This is a genomic window from Photobacterium piscicola (genome assembly GCF_900166965.1).
Lineage (GTDB): Bacteria > Pseudomonadota > Gammaproteobacteria > Enterobacterales > Vibrionaceae > Photobacterium > Photobacterium piscicola.
The window spans coordinates 108,765-124,556 of sequence record NZ_FUZI01000007.1; the positions used below are offsets into that span (position 1 = coordinate 108,765).

Annotated in this window: 14 protein-coding genes, 1 tRNA gene and 2 rRNA genes; 7 read left to right on the top strand and 10 right to left on the bottom strand. The window is 39.2% G+C overall.

The features are described from left to right. The first annotated feature begins 52 nt into the window (after nt 1-52). Nucleotides 53-244, top strand: a complete 192-nt coding sequence (locus tag CZ809_RS16250; protein WP_045038638.1) for a hypothetical protein — start codon at nt 53-55, stop codon at nt 242-244. Between the two features lie 90 nt (nt 245-334). On the opposite strand, the gene mdh is transcribed toward CZ809_RS16250, so the two are convergent. Further along, entirely contained in the window at nt 335-1,273 is a 939-nt protein-coding gene (gene mdh, locus CZ809_RS16255) for a malate dehydrogenase (protein WP_080158611.1), read from the bottom strand. Nucleotides 1,274-1,667: 394 nt separating this feature from the next. Between mdh and argR the strand changes: the two genes are divergently transcribed. Continuing rightward, a complete protein-coding gene (argR, locus tag CZ809_RS16260; RefSeq protein ID WP_080158612.1) occupies nt 1,668-2,138 on the top strand; it encodes a transcriptional regulator ArgR in 471 nt (156 codons plus the stop codon). A 115-nt stretch (nt 2,139-2,253) separates the two neighbouring features. Here argR and CZ809_RS16265 read toward each other — a convergent pair whose 3' ends face one another. Then, nucleotides 2,254-2,868 carry a flavin prenyltransferase UbiX gene (locus CZ809_RS16265; protein WP_080158613.1) on the bottom strand — a complete coding sequence of 205 codons (615 nt, stop codon included), beginning with the start codon at nt 2,866-2,868 and terminating at the stop codon, nt 2,254-2,256. 11 nt (nt 2,869-2,879) lie between these two features. Next, entirely contained in the window at nt 2,880-4,235 is a 1,356-nt protein-coding gene (gene mpl, locus CZ809_RS16270; RefSeq protein WP_080158614.1) for a UDP-N-acetylmuramate:L-alanyl-gamma-D-glutamyl-meso-diaminopimelate ligase, read from the bottom strand. A gap of 196 nt (nt 4,236-4,431) precedes the next feature. Here mpl and fbp point away from each other — a divergent pair, with 196 nt between their 5' ends. Continuing rightward, entirely contained in the window at nt 4,432-5,445 is a 1,014-nt protein-coding gene (fbp, locus tag CZ809_RS16275; RefSeq protein ID WP_080158615.1) for a class 1 fructose-bisphosphatase, read from the top strand. Here the strand turns inward: fbp and CZ809_RS21490 are convergent. Continuing rightward, nucleotides 5,424-5,558: a hypothetical protein gene (locus CZ809_RS21490; protein ID WP_255418384.1), complete on the bottom strand. Its 135-nt coding sequence runs from the start codon at nt 5,556-5,558 to the stop codon at nt 5,424-5,426. The genes fbp and CZ809_RS21490 overlap by 22 nt on opposite strands. Before the next feature lie 48 nt (nt 5,559-5,606). On the opposite strand from CZ809_RS21490, the gene ppa reads away from it, so the two are divergent. After that, nucleotides 5,607-6,134 carry an inorganic diphosphatase gene (gene ppa / locus CZ809_RS16280; RefSeq protein ID WP_080158616.1) on the top strand — a complete coding sequence of 176 codons (528 nt, stop codon included), beginning with the start codon at nt 5,607-5,609 and terminating at the stop codon, nt 6,132-6,134. A gap of 11 nt (nt 6,135-6,145) precedes the next feature. Next, on the top strand, nt 6,146-6,526 hold the full coding sequence (locus tag CZ809_RS16285; protein WP_080158617.1) for a rhodanese-like domain-containing protein: 381 nt from the start codon (nt 6,146-6,148) through the stop codon (nt 6,524-6,526). An 81-nt stretch (nt 6,527-6,607) separates the two neighbouring features. Here the strand turns inward: CZ809_RS16285 and tamB are convergent, their stop codons facing one another. The 3 genes from tamB to CZ809_RS16300 form a co-directional block, all read right to left on the bottom strand. Next, entirely contained in the window at nt 6,608-10,366 is a 3,759-nt protein-coding gene (gene tamB, locus CZ809_RS16290) for an autotransporter assembly complex protein TamB (RefSeq protein ID WP_080158618.1), read from the bottom strand. Continuing rightward, nucleotides 10,363-12,087, bottom strand: a complete 1,725-nt coding sequence (gene tamA, locus CZ809_RS16295) for an autotransporter assembly complex protein TamA (RefSeq protein WP_080158619.1) — start codon at nt 12,085-12,087, stop codon at nt 10,363-10,365. The genes tamB and tamA overlap by 4 nt, the downstream gene beginning before the upstream one ends. Nucleotides 12,088-12,540: 453 nt before the next feature. Continuing rightward, complete coding sequence (locus tag CZ809_RS16300) at nt 12,541-12,750, bottom strand: DUF1107 domain-containing protein (RefSeq protein ID WP_080158620.1); 210 nt, start codon at nt 12,748-12,750, stop codon at nt 12,541-12,543. Between the two features lie 169 nt (nt 12,751-12,919). On the opposite strand from CZ809_RS16300, the gene CZ809_RS16305 reads away from it, so the two are divergent. After that, the gene (locus CZ809_RS16305) at nt 12,920-13,471 is read left to right on the top strand and encodes a YtfJ family protein (protein ID WP_080158621.1); all 552 of its coding nucleotides are present in this window, start codon (nt 12,920-12,922) and stop codon (nt 13,469-13,471) included. Nucleotides 13,472-13,546: 75 nt separating this feature from the next. Next, entirely contained in the window at nt 13,547-14,386 is an 840-nt protein-coding gene (locus tag CZ809_RS16310; RefSeq protein ID WP_080158622.1) for a TIGR03899 family protein, read from the top strand. Between the two features lie 306 nt (nt 14,387-14,692). Here CZ809_RS16310 and CZ809_RS16315 read toward each other — a convergent pair. The 3 genes from CZ809_RS16315 to CZ809_RS16325 form a co-directional block, all read right to left on the bottom strand. Continuing rightward, nucleotides 14,693-14,769 (bottom strand) — tRNA-Asp (locus tag CZ809_RS16315). 69 nt (nt 14,770-14,838) lie between these two features. After that, nucleotides 14,839-14,954 (bottom strand): 5S ribosomal RNA (rrf, locus tag CZ809_RS16320). 137 nt (nt 14,955-15,091) lie between these two features. Next, nucleotides 15,092-15,792, bottom strand: a 23S ribosomal RNA gene (locus CZ809_RS16325); the annotation flags it as partial.

A 15,792-nucleotide genomic window follows, 5' to 3' on the forward strand; every position in this document is an offset into this window, starting at 1 on the left:
CTATACTATAGCTATCACATCATTTTATGAGCTGTAGACCAAGAAGGCGATCATGGATATTAATCATTTAACAACGGGTATGTGGGTAGAATCTCATCACGGGGTAGGAAAAGTGATCGGCATCGATCATCAATATCATTCAGCGATCATTGAACACGGTCAGGATCATCAATTACAGTCGATTGACGTCGCCGATCTTATCGAACAGCCTCAATTACATAATGGCTGTGAACGCTATTATTAACATTCACACTCTTTAGAACATAAAAAAGCGGCTTTTTAATTAAGCCGCTTTTTTTTATGTTTACTTTTTTAAGCTTAGTAGAACTGTGACTTATTTAGCCGCAAACTCTTCACCAAGCGCGATATCTGCACGTAATGTTTCAAGCATGCTTTCTAAGGCATTTTGTTCAAACGCACTTAAGTTGCCGTAATCCATTACTTCCTCAATACCTTCTTTACCCAATAACACAGGTTGAGCGAAGAAACGTGTATGCTGACCATCGCCTTCAACGTAAGCGCATTCAACCACACCTTGCTCGCCTTGTAGTGCACGTACCATGGCTAAGCCAAAGCGACATGCCGCTTGACCCATAGATAACGTTGCAGAGCCACCACCCGCTTTAGCTTCCACAACTTCCGTACCTGCGTTTTGAATACGTGGGGTTAATGCTTTAACTTCATCTTCAGAAAAACTCACACCTTTAACTTGTGATAACAATGGTAAAATTGTCACACCCGAGTGGCCGCCAATAACAGGAACACGAATATCACACGGAGAAATACCTTTAAGCTCTGCTACAAATGTTTCAGAACGAATCACATCTAATGTTGTGATACCAAATAACTTACGCTTATCGTATACACCCGCTTTTTTGAGTACATCAGCAGCAATTGCAACTGTGGTATTGACCGGATTTGTAATAATACCAACACAAGCTGTTGGACATACTACCGCTATTTTTTCAGCCAATGATTTAACAATACCAGCATTAACATTGAACAAATCGGCACGATCCATTCCAGGTTTACGTGCCACACCCGCAGAAATAAGCACAACATCAGCCCCTTCCAATGCTGGTGTTGGATCGTCCCCACAATACCCTTTAATTGCTACAGGTGTTGGGATATGACTTAAATCAGCCGCAACACCGGGTGTTACTGGAGCTATATCATATAAAGCAAGATCTGAGCCTGCAGGTAAACGGTTTTTCAATAGCAACGCTAATGCTTGACCAATACCACCAGCCGCACCAATTACAGCAACTTTCATATTCGTTCTCCTTTACGATAGAAGTATATTTATTGACGTGGGTACAATCTGATCCAGTTAATAATCGTAGTAACTGAATAACAATCTATGGACGTTATATTAAGCAAAAAAAAAATACAATCATCTCCGACTCGCTTTGCGAAGTAACGCAGAATCCCATAAAAATGCACTCAAACGCTTTTATCAGACAAATAAATTATAAATTTAATCGTGACTCGCCTTTCGTGGGTTTCATCTAATAAGTCATGATAAAACAATGACAAGAGTCACAATAAAAAATTTTATATACGCTAAAAATGCGATTTCACATATTTATTTTAATGCACTTTGTTTGCCAGTGAGTCACAGGTTATGCAAAAATGGCTCACCTCGTCCCTGTAGATAATATTTACTTATGCGAAATTCAGATAAGCAAGAACGTTTAGTTAAAGCGTTTAAATTAATTTTAAAAGAAGAAAAGTTCAGTTCTCAAGGTGAGATTGTTGATGCATTGAAAGCACAGGGTTTTGATAATATTAACCAATCAAAAGTCTCTCGCATGCTAACAAAATTTGGTGCAGTACGTACTCGCAATGCCAAAATGGAAATGGTGTATTGTTTACCGATTGAACTTGGCGTACCAACAATTACAAGCCCATTAAAAGAACTAGTAATGGAAGTTGGTTTTAACAGCGCATTAGTTGTGATCCACACCGGTCCTGGTGCTGCACAAGTCATTGCGCGTCTATTAGATTCTTTAGGTAGAGCAGAAGGGATCCTTGGTGTTGTTGCGGGTGATGATACTATCTTTATCACACCGACCAATAACATCACCACTGATGAGCTTTATGAATCAGTGTGTGAGCTGTTTGATTACAGCAACTGATTGACCGACGATTAGGGTCTATCTAACTTTATATGGCATCAGCATAATTGCTCAAGAAATATAGACCCTTCGTTTTTATCGTGCTTAACTCATGTTAATCGCGACATGCTCACGGTTAACGTTGATCATATCCCCAACACGGCACCAAACCCTGCTCAATATTTAAATGATCTAATATTCGAGCCACCATAAAATCAACCAAATCATCAATGGTTTGCGGTTGATGATAAAACCCCGGAGCCGCAGGCATAATCGTCACCCCCAGTTGCGATAACTTAAGCATATTTTCTAAATGAATACTTGAAAATGGCGTTTCTCGAATCACCAGCAGTAACTGACCACGCTCCTTAATAACCACATCCGCAGCCCGCTCAAGCAAGTTATTAGACATTCCATAAGCCACGGATGCCAATGTTGATGCTGAACACGGACAAATTACCATTTGTTTTGGCGCCGCCGATCCCGATGCTACCGGTGAAAACCAATCTTCTTTACCACACACCACCAGCTGTTCAGCAGGACACTGTAAATGTGCCACTAACTGTTGCTGTGCCGTTGCTGGTGCCGCCGATAATTTAAGTCCATGTTCGGTCGCTAATACCACTCGAGCAGCAGATGAAATCAACAGATAAACCTGATAATCTGCAGCTAACAAGCATTCAAGTAAACGCAAACCATAAGGTGCACCAGACGCGCCCGTCCATGCTAATGTTATCTGTTTATTTGTCATTATCTCTCACTTTATTTTGCAGTTAATGCCGCTAATAGTTTGTCATGAATACCACTAAAACCACCATTACTCATCACTAAAATCGTATCACCAACTTGTGCTGATTCAACAATATTCGCCACCAGCGTATCAATGTTATCACTACAAAATGCAGGTTGAGGACATTGATCGGCAATTTCCTGCACTGACCATGGAATGTTATCAGGCTGAAATAAAAACACTTCATTTGCGGCAGCTAAGGCTGGCGCTAAATCATGCTTATGCACCCCTAATTTCATGGTATTTGAACGCGGTTCAAGTACAGCAAGAATACGAGACTGAGGTAATTTAGCTCTTAATCCACCTAATGTTAATTCAATCGCCGTTGGATGATGAGCAAAATCATCATAAACCGTAATACCATTTACCTCACCTTTATACTCTAATCGACGCTTAGTATTGATAAATTTAGCTAATGCATCACACGCTAAATTCGCGGTAACTCCAACGTGTCGAGCCGCAGCAATGGCCATTAAGGCATTATTGACATTATGGTCGCCGACTAATGCCCAATCGACAGTGCCGACTAATTGATCATCAAGATAAACATCAAACACACTGCCATCAGCTAACTTTTTATCTGCACGCCAATGACCATCATCACCGATATATTCCAGCTCACTCCAGCAGCCCATTGCTAATGTCTCATCAATATTTTTCACGCCATGCGGCGCTAAAATACGTCCATTACCAGGTACTGTACGTACTAAATGATGGAATTGGCGTTGAATGGCTTTTAAGTCATCAAAAATATCAGCGTGATCAAACTCAAGGTTATTCATGATCAATGTGCGAGGATGATAATGAACAAACTTCGAACGTTTATCAAAAAAAGCACTGTCATATTCATCAGCTTCAACAACGAAGAACATACTTTCGCCAAGACGAGCAGAAACACCAAAGTTTCCAAGCACTCCCCCAACAAGAAAACCGGGTTGATAACCACAATCATCTAAGATCCACGCTAACATACTCGCGGTTGTGGTTTTACCATGGGTGCCAGCCACTGCCATAACCCAGCGATCATGCAATAAATAATCCTGTAGCCATTGTGGGCCCGAGGTATAACGTAAATTATTATTAAGCACATATTCAACACATGGATTACCACGGCTCATGGCGTTACCAATGACCACTAAATCAGGCGCAGGCTTTAATTGTTCTGGATCATATCCTTGAATTATTTCAATACCTTGAGACTCAAGCATCGTACTCATCGGCGGATATACATTGGCATCAGAACCAGTCACTTTATGGCCCAGCTTAGTTGCTAATGTGGCAGCGCCTCCCATAAATGTTCCACAAATACCTAAAATATGAATATGCATAACTGCTGTTTCCATCCTTAAATTTTATTAATGTCACGCTTTGACGTTACTTCGTTACCATAAAAAAGATCTTTATATACAATTCTTTATATAACAAAAAATACTGTGAGGCATTCGCTCTCATTACAAGTTGAGATCCAACAAGTATACAACTGAACCTACATCTTCTTATGACAACATAATGCAAGGATTGTTTATGACCGATATTAGAACGCTTGGTGAATTTATTGTCGAGAAACAGAGTGATTTTCCTCATGCCAGTGGCGAACTATCCTCACTGCTCGGCTCGATAAAACTGGCGGCTAAAATCGTAAATCGCGAAATCAATAAAGCCGGATTAGCTGATATAACAGGAGCCGTAGGCACAGAAAACATACAAGGTGAAGAACAACAAAAACTTGATCTTTATGCTAATGACAAATTTAAAGCCGCATTAGAAGCACGCGATCAAGTGTGCGGTATTGCCAGTGAAGAAGAAGATCAAGCAGTTAGCTTTAATCGACAGTTAAACCGAGATGCTAAATATGTGGTACTAATGGATCCTCTTGATGGTTCATCTAACATCGATGTTAATGTCTCTGTCGGTACAATTTTCTCTATTTATCGCCGTATATCTCCCGTTGGCTCCCCCGCAACAGAGGTTGATTTTCTGCAACCAGGGCATCGCCAAGTAGCTGCCGGTTATGTTATCTACGGTTCATCCACCATGCTAGTTTACACCACAGGTAATGGTGTACATGGTTTTACTTATGATCCCTCACTCGGTGTATTTTGCCTCTCTCATGAAAATATGCAAATTCCTGTTGATGGCAATATCTATTCCATCAATGAAGGTAACTATATTCGCTTTCCATTAGGTGTTAAAAAATACATCAAATTCTGCCAAGAATATGCACCACAAGATAACCGTCCTTATACATCACGTTACATTGGGTCGTTAGTCGCTGATTTCCATCGTAATCTATTAAAAGGTGGCATCTACCTTTACCCAAGTACTGCCAGTTATCCAAATGGAAAGTTACGGTTACTGTATGAATGTAATCCGATGGCATTATTAATTGAACAAGCAGGAGGACGGGCTACTAATGGCCAACAACGTATTTTAGATCTCGTGCCAACAGAATTGCATCAACGGGTACCTTTTTTTGTTGGCTCAACCAACATGGTCAACAAAGTAGAAGCCTTCCTTCATGAAGTCGATGAATCATAATCACTAATGTTCAAGGTGGTCTTAACCACCTTGATAGTGTCAGCAATATATTCAGCTGTTGTTTGTACCTCAACAGCTGCGCCATGACGACGGTTGTTTTTAATATCAATCATGATAACCTCAACACCATTAACATTTAATTAACAACAAAGAGATCAGTCATGAGTTTAAATAAAGTAACAGCAGGTCAAGATATTCCTCACGATATCAATGTGATTATTGAAATTCCCGCCAATGCCGATCCAATTAAGTACGAAGTCGATAAAGCCAGTGGGGCTATTTTTGTTGATAGATTTACATCAACACCAATGTTTTATCCATGTAACTATGGCTATATTAACCATACTCTTTCTCTTGATGGCGATCCTGTCGATGTCTTAGTACCAACACCATATCCATTACTGACAGGATCAGTGATTCGTTGTCGTCCAATTGGGGTATTAAAAATGACTGATGAATCAGGTGAAGATGCCAAAATTGTCGCAGTTCCTCATAGTAAACTCAGCTCTGAATATGATCATATTCAGAATATCGATGATCTACCAAGCTTATTGAAAGCACAAATAGTTCACTTTTTTGAACATTACAAAGAATTAGAAGCCAATAAGTGGGTCAAAATTGATGGTTGGGAAAATGTAACGGCAGCAAAAGAAGAAATCATCACCTCATTTGAACGTGCACAAAAATAGCGATCAACGCCATGAAACACACTCTACAATATAAATTGTTGATAACCATATTTAGTCTTACCGTTATCGTTCCAATAACTTATGCCCAGAATGTTTCTGTCCAACAATTTTGGCAACTACAGCAACAACAACCGCATGTCATTATCGACGTTAGAACACCAAATGAATTTTCACAAGGCCATCTAACTTCAGCAATTAATGTCCCTTACCAAGATATTGCAGCCATAGTGACGACCTATAAAGATAAAGAGCAACCAATCTTACTTTATTGTAAATCAGGTCGACGAGCAGAAATAGCAGCAACAAGCTTACAAGAGCTAGGATACACCGCAGTATATAATGGGCGTAATTATCAAGATCTCAAAGCAACACAACCACATCCAATCCCATAATAACATGATAAAAAAAAGCCCGATTATTACTAATCGGGCCTTTCATTATCAGGATACTGACGCTAAAGCATCAGGTTGTGATTAATTAAATTCAAATTGGTAAAGTAAATCCACAGTCTGATCAAGACCAGAAACTGCTTCAACATACAAATTCCGCAATAATCGGTAGCGCAAAGTAAATTCATCCACTTGGTTAAAAATACCCACCCCGTACTTCACTTGTAACCCTGGAGCAATATAACCACTGATCGTCACTTGCGAATCATCACCCGCACCAGATGTTGATAAGCTAAGATCTTTAACGCCCACGGCCTCGCCAACATCACCGACTAATTGGCCACTTTGTGCCAAGCCCATACCAATCAATGCCGTTGTCATTGCACTATTATCGCCCGAGTTTTCAGAATCAAGATTCTTACCGGTTAGAATATATGACAAGGCATTTTGTTGTGGCATTGCTGGATCAGAGAAGATATTTACTTCAGGTTTATCAGCAGGGCCAGTAACACGTACACCAGCAATCACATCATCTTCAACATTATCAGGATCTCGAATCGCCTCGATAGAAAGATAAGGCTGTTCTGCTGGGCCATTAAACAAAATTTGCCCTTTACGAATCGATAGCTCTTGTCCTAATGCACGGTAATACGATCCTTTGGCAATATTAACTTCACCATAAATCATCGGCCCTTTACCTGCTTGGCGAACGTTTAAATCACCTAACAGGCCGGCTTTTAAACCAAAAGCAGACAATTTAACATCATCACCAATATGTACAAAAATATTGGTCTTAATATCAAATGGTACTTCTGATTTTTCTTTTAATGGCTGCATGTCATCTTTTAAGATCACTTGATCTTTTGAGACTCTCACCGCTGATTTAGGTAACTGATTAACCGTGATACGTCCCCACGGAATACCAATTTTTCCGGTAATTTCAGCCATTGTTGGCGAAGCTTCAATGGTTAAATCTGGTGATACCTTCAATGCAACCATTGGCGGTACACTTACCTTTAACTCTTTACCATTAATATTCAGCTTTGTTTTCCAAGCTTTCATATCCTGCCAATCACCAGTACCTCGTAGCAATAACTGTCCATCTGGCGTATAAATATTACCCATTAGAGTGGCGTTATAACCATTAAAGGCCAGTTTGATATCTGCATTTTTAATATCTAATGGTACTTTACGTCCTGTTGCCTCTAGTTTAGACACTTGTAATAAGCCATTAACCGCAGGATGCAAGATAGGTCCGGTCACTGTTAAGTTCGTATCAACTTGACCATCAAACTTATGATAATCTTTGATCATCGGCTCAAGGAACCCTAAGGTAAAACGATCAAGCTTAACATTGGCATTAATCTGTTTATCACCTTGCAGATTGGTGATCCTTGCGCGACCACTTAGATCACCATTATTCTTAATCGCAACTAACCAATTTGCATTTAATACGTTATCTTGCATATCCGCATTAACGGTTACCTTATCCCAGCCCAACGTTAGCGGCTGCTCGTCACTACTCATCTGCTGACGAATGCCGCCAGCAGGCATAATGATATTCGCTTTTAGATAAGGGGGAGCTTTGGGTGCCCATTTGGCATCAACATTTGCACCAAGCTCACCCGTCAGTTTTAATTCTGGCGGTAGGAACGGTTTTAACAAATCAAAGTTAAATTTACGAATAGCTAACTGTGCTTGGCCTGATGCTCCAGCGCTAAGATCGTTAGTTAAACAAATCCCCGCTTGCCCTTGTTGCCAACAATGCGCACCAACATTTGCCATTGCGGTTTTAAGATCATAGCTAATCAAGGTCGAATGATTAAGTACCCAGTTACCAACAGGTGTACTAATATCACCTTTAACTAACGTACCTTTCCAGCCAGTATTTTTATTAAAGTCACCATTGATCAATAAATTAGCACCAACAGGATCACCTTTCGCATTAACACTTAGACTATGCTGTTGCTCAGTGCCTTTAAATAGAATATTAAGATCATCAAGGGATGTTGTGCCATATTTACCTTTTGCAGCAGTCAAACTGACATTCGCTTTCATATTAGGTAAAGGCGTCACATTACCTTTAAGGTTAAACGAAGCTAAGCTTGCTAACTGTTGCCAACCTAAATCATTCCCTTGCAAATCAAGCTTAATATCAGGAGTTGCCATACTACCAGATAACATAACATCACCATTAACAGCACCATGAAGGCCTTTTAATGATTTAGATAAATTTGGCGCATCAATATTAGCTACCATGTTCCAAGTCTTATCAAGTTGACCTTTTACCATCATCCCATTAGGGCCATGTTTTAAAGTTAACCCAGGAGTATTAACCTGTAATAGATCCCCTTTGCCATTAATATCAGAAGCATCTAACTTACCAACCAATGTTAAAGCTTGTTTCATGATGGTGCCGTTAACAGCCAACTGTGGCAATTTAACAAACCAACCACCTTGTTTGGTTAAACCACCAGAAGTGGCGAGCTTACCACTAACATTGCCTTGTGCCGCAGGCCACTGTAAACCCGGTTGAATATCAGCAAATTGTAGTTGCCCACTCCAATTGACTAAATCTTTCCAGCTTGCTTTTGCATTGCCCGTGATAACACCACCTAAGGTATTAATTTTTAATGATGAAAGGTCGACCTTATTTAGGTCACCTTTACCATTAAGAGCAAACTTCACTGCCGGCATTGGTTTACCATCAATGTTACTTTTCGCATTAAATGTAAACCCGTTTAAACTACCTTTCGCATCAATATTAGTCTTATCAACAGTAAACTCAGCCGACTTATCGATTGGCCATTGTAAATGTTGACTAGAGATTGCCACATCAAATGGAAAATCCGCCTTTAATGGTGATAACTTGCCTTTAACAATAGCGTCTAATTTGCCTTTAAGTTGCGCATCAACAACGAGCTTTTGTAATGAACCACTCGCTTTTAACGTCAGTGTTTGACCACTAACCGGCTTCATTGCGATATTAGCATCAGCATTTAACGTTAAAGGATAATCACCGGCTAATGTTACTTGTGCCTGCGCTTTTAAATTCGCTTGTGGTGCATCAAGCTGTAACTTTTTAAGGTTAATTTCACTCCCTTTTCCTGATGCTATCACCTCAAGTAAAGATACTTTTTGTGGTGTTTTACCTTCTAATTCGAAATTTTTAATAGTAAAACGTTCAATATCAAACGACATTGGTAATACGACATCTGGCAACGTGATAACAGTAGCATCAGATTTAGCCTTAACCTTTACTTTTGGCTTTGCTTTCGATTTTACAGGCTTTTTCGCAGGAGCAAGTGCTAACTTAATATTATCCCAGTCGGTTGGCTTTAATATGACATGGCTGCCAATAACCGTCGCGGAAGTAGAAAAATGTTGCCAATTCACCTTATTCGATAAGATATCAAGATCAATATTATCTAAAGTAACGTGATCAACTTTAATAGGAATAGGCAGACTGATTTCAGTTACCGGTTTTGATGGTTGTTCAGGCTCAGTTGTTGGCGGTAATGTTGGCATTGAAAACTTAACGCCATTAACCCCTACATTTGAAATACAAATTTCAGGCGTCAATAAACAGCGATCATCCAAGGTTAGATTCAACCGATTAACAGCTAAGTTCATATTGCTATCTTGATAACGTACATTATCAACTTGAAAGCCGCGTAATAGAGAGCCTGAAGTTTCACCTATAGATAATGTAGGTAACGCTTTTTGCGCTCCCCAGCTAGCAAATTTTAACCCTGCGGGGGTATATAAGATCACCGCAATGGCGATCACTAAAAACAATAAAATTGCTAAAAGAGTCAGGGATATGCGCTTCACCCAGATCATAATTCAGGCCCTAAAGAAAAGTGAAGTTGAAACTTGTCCTTGTCGGGTTTATCAAGCCCCCAAGCAAAGTCAATACGAACCGGCCCCACTGGAGATGCCCAACGAACACCGAAACCAGTACCTCGCATCCAATCTGGTTTGTTGTCATTCCATGTCGAACCATAATCATAAAATAAAGCACCCCACCAATCGTTATATAAACGGTATTGGTATTCAATACTGCTAGTCGCCATATATTGACCACCGACCATACGACCTAAATCGTTACGTGGTGAAATAGACTCATAACCATAGCCTCGAATACTATTATCACCACCAATAAAGTAGCGTAATGATGGTGGAATATCACGAATGTTATCTGCCAATACAGCTCCCCCCGCAATACGGAAAAGGCCTCGTTGGTTTTCACTTAAGGTGCGAATCCATGCCGATTTTGCTTGTATACGGATTAAGCTCGTATTGGAACCTAACGACTTATCTGCAAATTCAACGGAAAAATTATACTTACTACCAGACGTTGGGAATACACCACCAGTAAAGTGACTCTTACTGTAAGAAAGCCCTGGCAAGAAGACATTGAAAGTACCGCTCTCATCACCACCTTGCTTATACTTTTCATTAAGCCAATGCAGTGAAACAGTGCGTTCCCACCCAGAGCTTAACTTCCAGTGTCGTTCAACACCTAACCCTAGTTGTGTGCTGATTGTATCGTGGCTATCAACATAACGAATGCCACCAACAATTTGATAGTAATTATTTAAAACATCATCTAATGGGATTTTATAAGCAGCTTCAAGCTTTGGCTGTTCTTTCGATATCTCAGATTTAAGGTAAAAACTGTGACCATTACTGGTGATCCATGGTTTTTTCCAATTAAATTTTAGGCGTGGACCCGTATCAGTTGAAAAACCAATACCTGTTTCAATTTGGTTTCTAACTTGAGGAGTTAAAGCAACCTCAATCGGAATTTTATCATCCTTACGTTTAGTAACATCACCACCGACATAAATAGATGAAAACCAGCCAACATTAGATAAGCGTTCATTATACAGCCCTAATTTAGAGGCTAAATAAGGTTCATCTTCAGTATAAGGAATCATTGAACGAAGGCGTTCATCTTTGATTTGACTCCCGGTAAAGTTGGTATCACCAAAGGTATAACGACGCCCAGAATCAAAATCTATCGTAATGATCGCTTCATTACGGGTAGGAATAACACCTAATTCACTTTTCTTTAGCTCAGCATCAAAGTAACCGCGACGCACTGCCAGGCTTTGTAACGCTGATTTTAAGGCTTCATATTTACCCTGATTAAGCGCCATTCCAACGCCTAATCCGCTATTTTTCAATAATGAAATAAAAGCAGGATCATCTTTCGCATCCCCAGTAATAATGATATTACTTTGGCTAATATGAGTACGAGGGCCAGCATCAACGGTTACAATTATATCCGTCTTTTTGCCACTCCCTTTAACCTGATAGTCATATGTCGGCTGGTAATAGCCCAATGCTTGTAATGCTTGACTGATTTCAGATTTAACCTGCTCTTGAAAACGTAAGGTATTACTATAATCACTTTTAGAAATAGCCGATAAATAAGCATCGACATTATCTTCAAGGCTACTGTTTAATCCCTTAACTTTAAGAGATGCCGCCATAGCCGGACTTGATAATACTAAGGCAAAAGATGCAACACCCAGCCACTGATAAACTTTATTCATTCGAATTATGCTTCTTGGAAAAAATTAGATTCATTCACACGGTCTATTTTGGCAAATGGTGTAGATCTATACCAACAATAGCTACAAATATTATTGACAATAAATCACTCAATTCATATATGTGTCATTAATAACGCATCCTATTAGTCTTATTTGTTTAACGCCCAACAACTCTTACAATAATAATCAGAGCGCCTTAAATGACTACAATCCTACATAGCAACTCAATAGATCTAGAGTAATTATTCTCATTTTAGCTAAAAATTATAGCCTAATAGTGCACTGAATATTATCAACAAGCATTGCAAAATGAAAATGGCAATTATCTTACTATCAAATTTTTATTTGCCATTTATTGATATACGCATAAAAAATAATCATTAACAATAAAGTATAATAGGCATAATTTTTCAATACATAAAACACCATTATTTGTCACCACGATTGTATAATTTAAACAATGGTCACAGAAAGTATCTTAATTTCTCTATTCACTTCAGATATTACGCTCAATACTTTAAGATCAGCCGATGGAGGTGGGATCAATCGACCATTTTCAAATTCAAAACCGCCAATTCCAATAATAAAAAGCCGTCCTCGAAAGAAATTCTTAACATGCTTAGCAATTTGAATAGGGCGATATACTTGAAATATTCTTAACATAAATCCTCACATCATAATTAATAAAACGCAGTGATTCTTATTAAAAATTAAACATGCAAACAATCTGCCATATAAAATATGGCATAAATAATTAGCGATAAAAATTAGAATAATAATGCGGAAATAAAGCTCACGACACGAATAACATCATAAATAAACAAGGATAATTATGTATAAGACACTATTAACTATAATATTTATTGCTTCAATGCCAATGATCGTTCAAGCGAATAATCTTGAAAAAGGTAAAGTGGTAACGCCTGTTACAGTAACAAATAAAGGTGAACTCATACTGAACAATGGCAGCATTAATTATCAATCTTGGCGCAGTACACAACTAACAGGAAAAGTTCGTATCATAATGGCAATCGCTGGAAGAAGTTCTGCAAAAAAGATCAATGCAAACTTAATCAAAGCGATCAGTGACGCACATTTTCCAGAATCAAAATACCAAACAACAACAATCATCAACCAAGATGATGCTATCTGGGGAACATCTGGTTTTGTCAAAAGTGCTTCAGAAGACAGCAAGAAACAGTATCCATGGTCATCAATAGTGTTAGATAGCAATGGCATCGTTCAAAGAACATGGGCTCTACAAAAAGAAAACTCTGCCATCATTGTGCTTAATCAAAAAGGACAAATATTGTTCCAATTTGAAGGACAATTAAACCACCAACAAATCAAACAAGTCATCACAATAGTAAAGAAAAACCTATAACGACTATTTACCGCTTAAGAAATATTAATGTAGGCCGTTATTAGTAACGGCCTAATAGTTAATAGATATTTGATAATGACAACAACACAACCACCGTCAAAAAACACACCTGTAAAGCGATTACGAACAAATAGTAAGAATCGTATTCATGGTTTAGCACAACATTTTGGTTATGATGGGTTAATAAGCTCTCATAATAAGCGCTCATTAACTGAAAGATATGCTAATAGCCAACAACTACACCATCAGCGCGAACAATATAATATTGAAACCATCTTTAAGCTGACTTACGAGCAATGTAATAATGAAACGACAACAGAGCCAGATCCTGATTGGTTAGCACGCTTTATTAAAATGGCTAAACAAGTTTATAGTTCATCAATGCAAAATTTATGGGCTCAAATTCTCAAAAAAGAGCTAATGCATCCAGGAACAACATCATTAAGAGCTCTTACTATTTTAATCTCGATGACTCATAAAGAAGCATTGTTATTTCAATATATTATGAGCGTAAGCTGTCAAATTAATAACACTAAAGATAGAAAGATCGTTACAAATATAAAGACAATAGATAAATTAATGTTTTTTTTGGTAAAAAATAAAAACTATCCTATTGAATATAATCAATATTCTATACCATATTCAAGTATTGTTATTTTAATGGACTTAGGACTAATATTAAAAACAGAATTTGAATCAAGTAAAATTAATCATACACAAACCATACAATTACATTTTAAAAATATCAGTTACAGCTTGAATTGTTATAATAAAAACACATCTTTTACCTATTACCGTATATCTCCTATCGGAGAAGAACTTGCTACATTAATAGACTATAGCTGCAATACTAAATATCAAAACTATCTATTAAATATTCTCACACAAATATTCACAATTACAACAGAGCAATAAAGTATTATTTAAATAATATAATCAATCAGCACATCGTAATAATCTCAGAATAAAAGTCGTCAAAGTAACCACATAAAATGACTATTTCTACAGACTAAAAAAAACAAATCTTTCGATCCATGTTTCTTTAATAATGTGAAGTGGACGGGACTTGCAATACCTAATATCGACGCGTCCCCCAACGTGACAGACCACAAAACTACCGAATAACAGACCACTGCCACTCCACGATATCTATTCTGCATTATTTCACATTTATACAGACGAAAAAAAACCTGAATCTTTCGATTCAGGTTTCTTCAATAATGGCGGAGTGGACGGGACTCGAACCCGCGACCCCCGGCGTGACAGGCCGGTATTCTAACCAACTGAACTACCACTCCGCAGTGTCTATTCAGCATAAATGCAACTTGTTGCCTCTACCTTTATAAAAAGATAAAAACGAAATTTGAGCCTGGCGATGTCCTACTCTCACATGGGGAGACCCCACACTACCATCGGCGCTATTACGTTTCACTACTGAGTTCGGCATGGGATCAGGTGGGTCCATAACGCTATGGTCGCCAAGCAAATTCTGTTTTATTTATCGCCTTATGGCAATAAATAGCAATCTGGGAAAAATCTGACTAGTTGTTCTCACACTCATTCAAGCGTTTGCAGAGTCCGTCTCTTCTCTTATGAGAAGGAAAACCCCTTGGGTGTTGTATGGTTAAGCCTCACGGGCAATTAGTATCAGTTAGCTCAATGCCTCGCAGCACTTACACACCTGACCTATCAACGTTGTAGTCTTCAACAACCCTTTAGAGACCTTAAAGGTCTAGGGATGACTCATCTTGAGGCTCGCTTCCCGCTTAGATGCTTTCAGCGGTTATCGATTCCGAACTTAGCTACCGGGCAATGCATCTGGCGATACAACCCGAACACCAGCGGTTCGTCCACTCCGGTCCTCTCGTACTAGGAGCAGCCCCTCTCAATCATCCAACGCCCACGGCAGATAGGGACCGAACTGTCTCACGACGTTCTAAACCCAGCTCGCGTACCACTTTAAATGGCGAACAGCCATACCCTTGGGACCGACTTCAGCCCCAGGATGTGATGAGCCGACATCGAGGTGCCAAACACCGCCGTCGATATGAACTCTTGGGCGGTATCAGCCTGTTATCCCCGGAGTACCTTTTATCCGTTGAGCGATGGCCCTTCCATTCAGAACCACCGGATCACTATGACCTGCTTTCGCACCTGCTCGAATTGTCATTCTCGCAGTCAAGCGGGCTTATGCCATTGCACTAACCTCACGATGTCCGACCGTGATTAGCCCACCTTCGTGCTCCTCCGTTACTCTTTGGGAGGAGACCGCCCCAGTCAAACTACCCACCAGGCACTGTCCGTAACCCCGATAAGGGGTC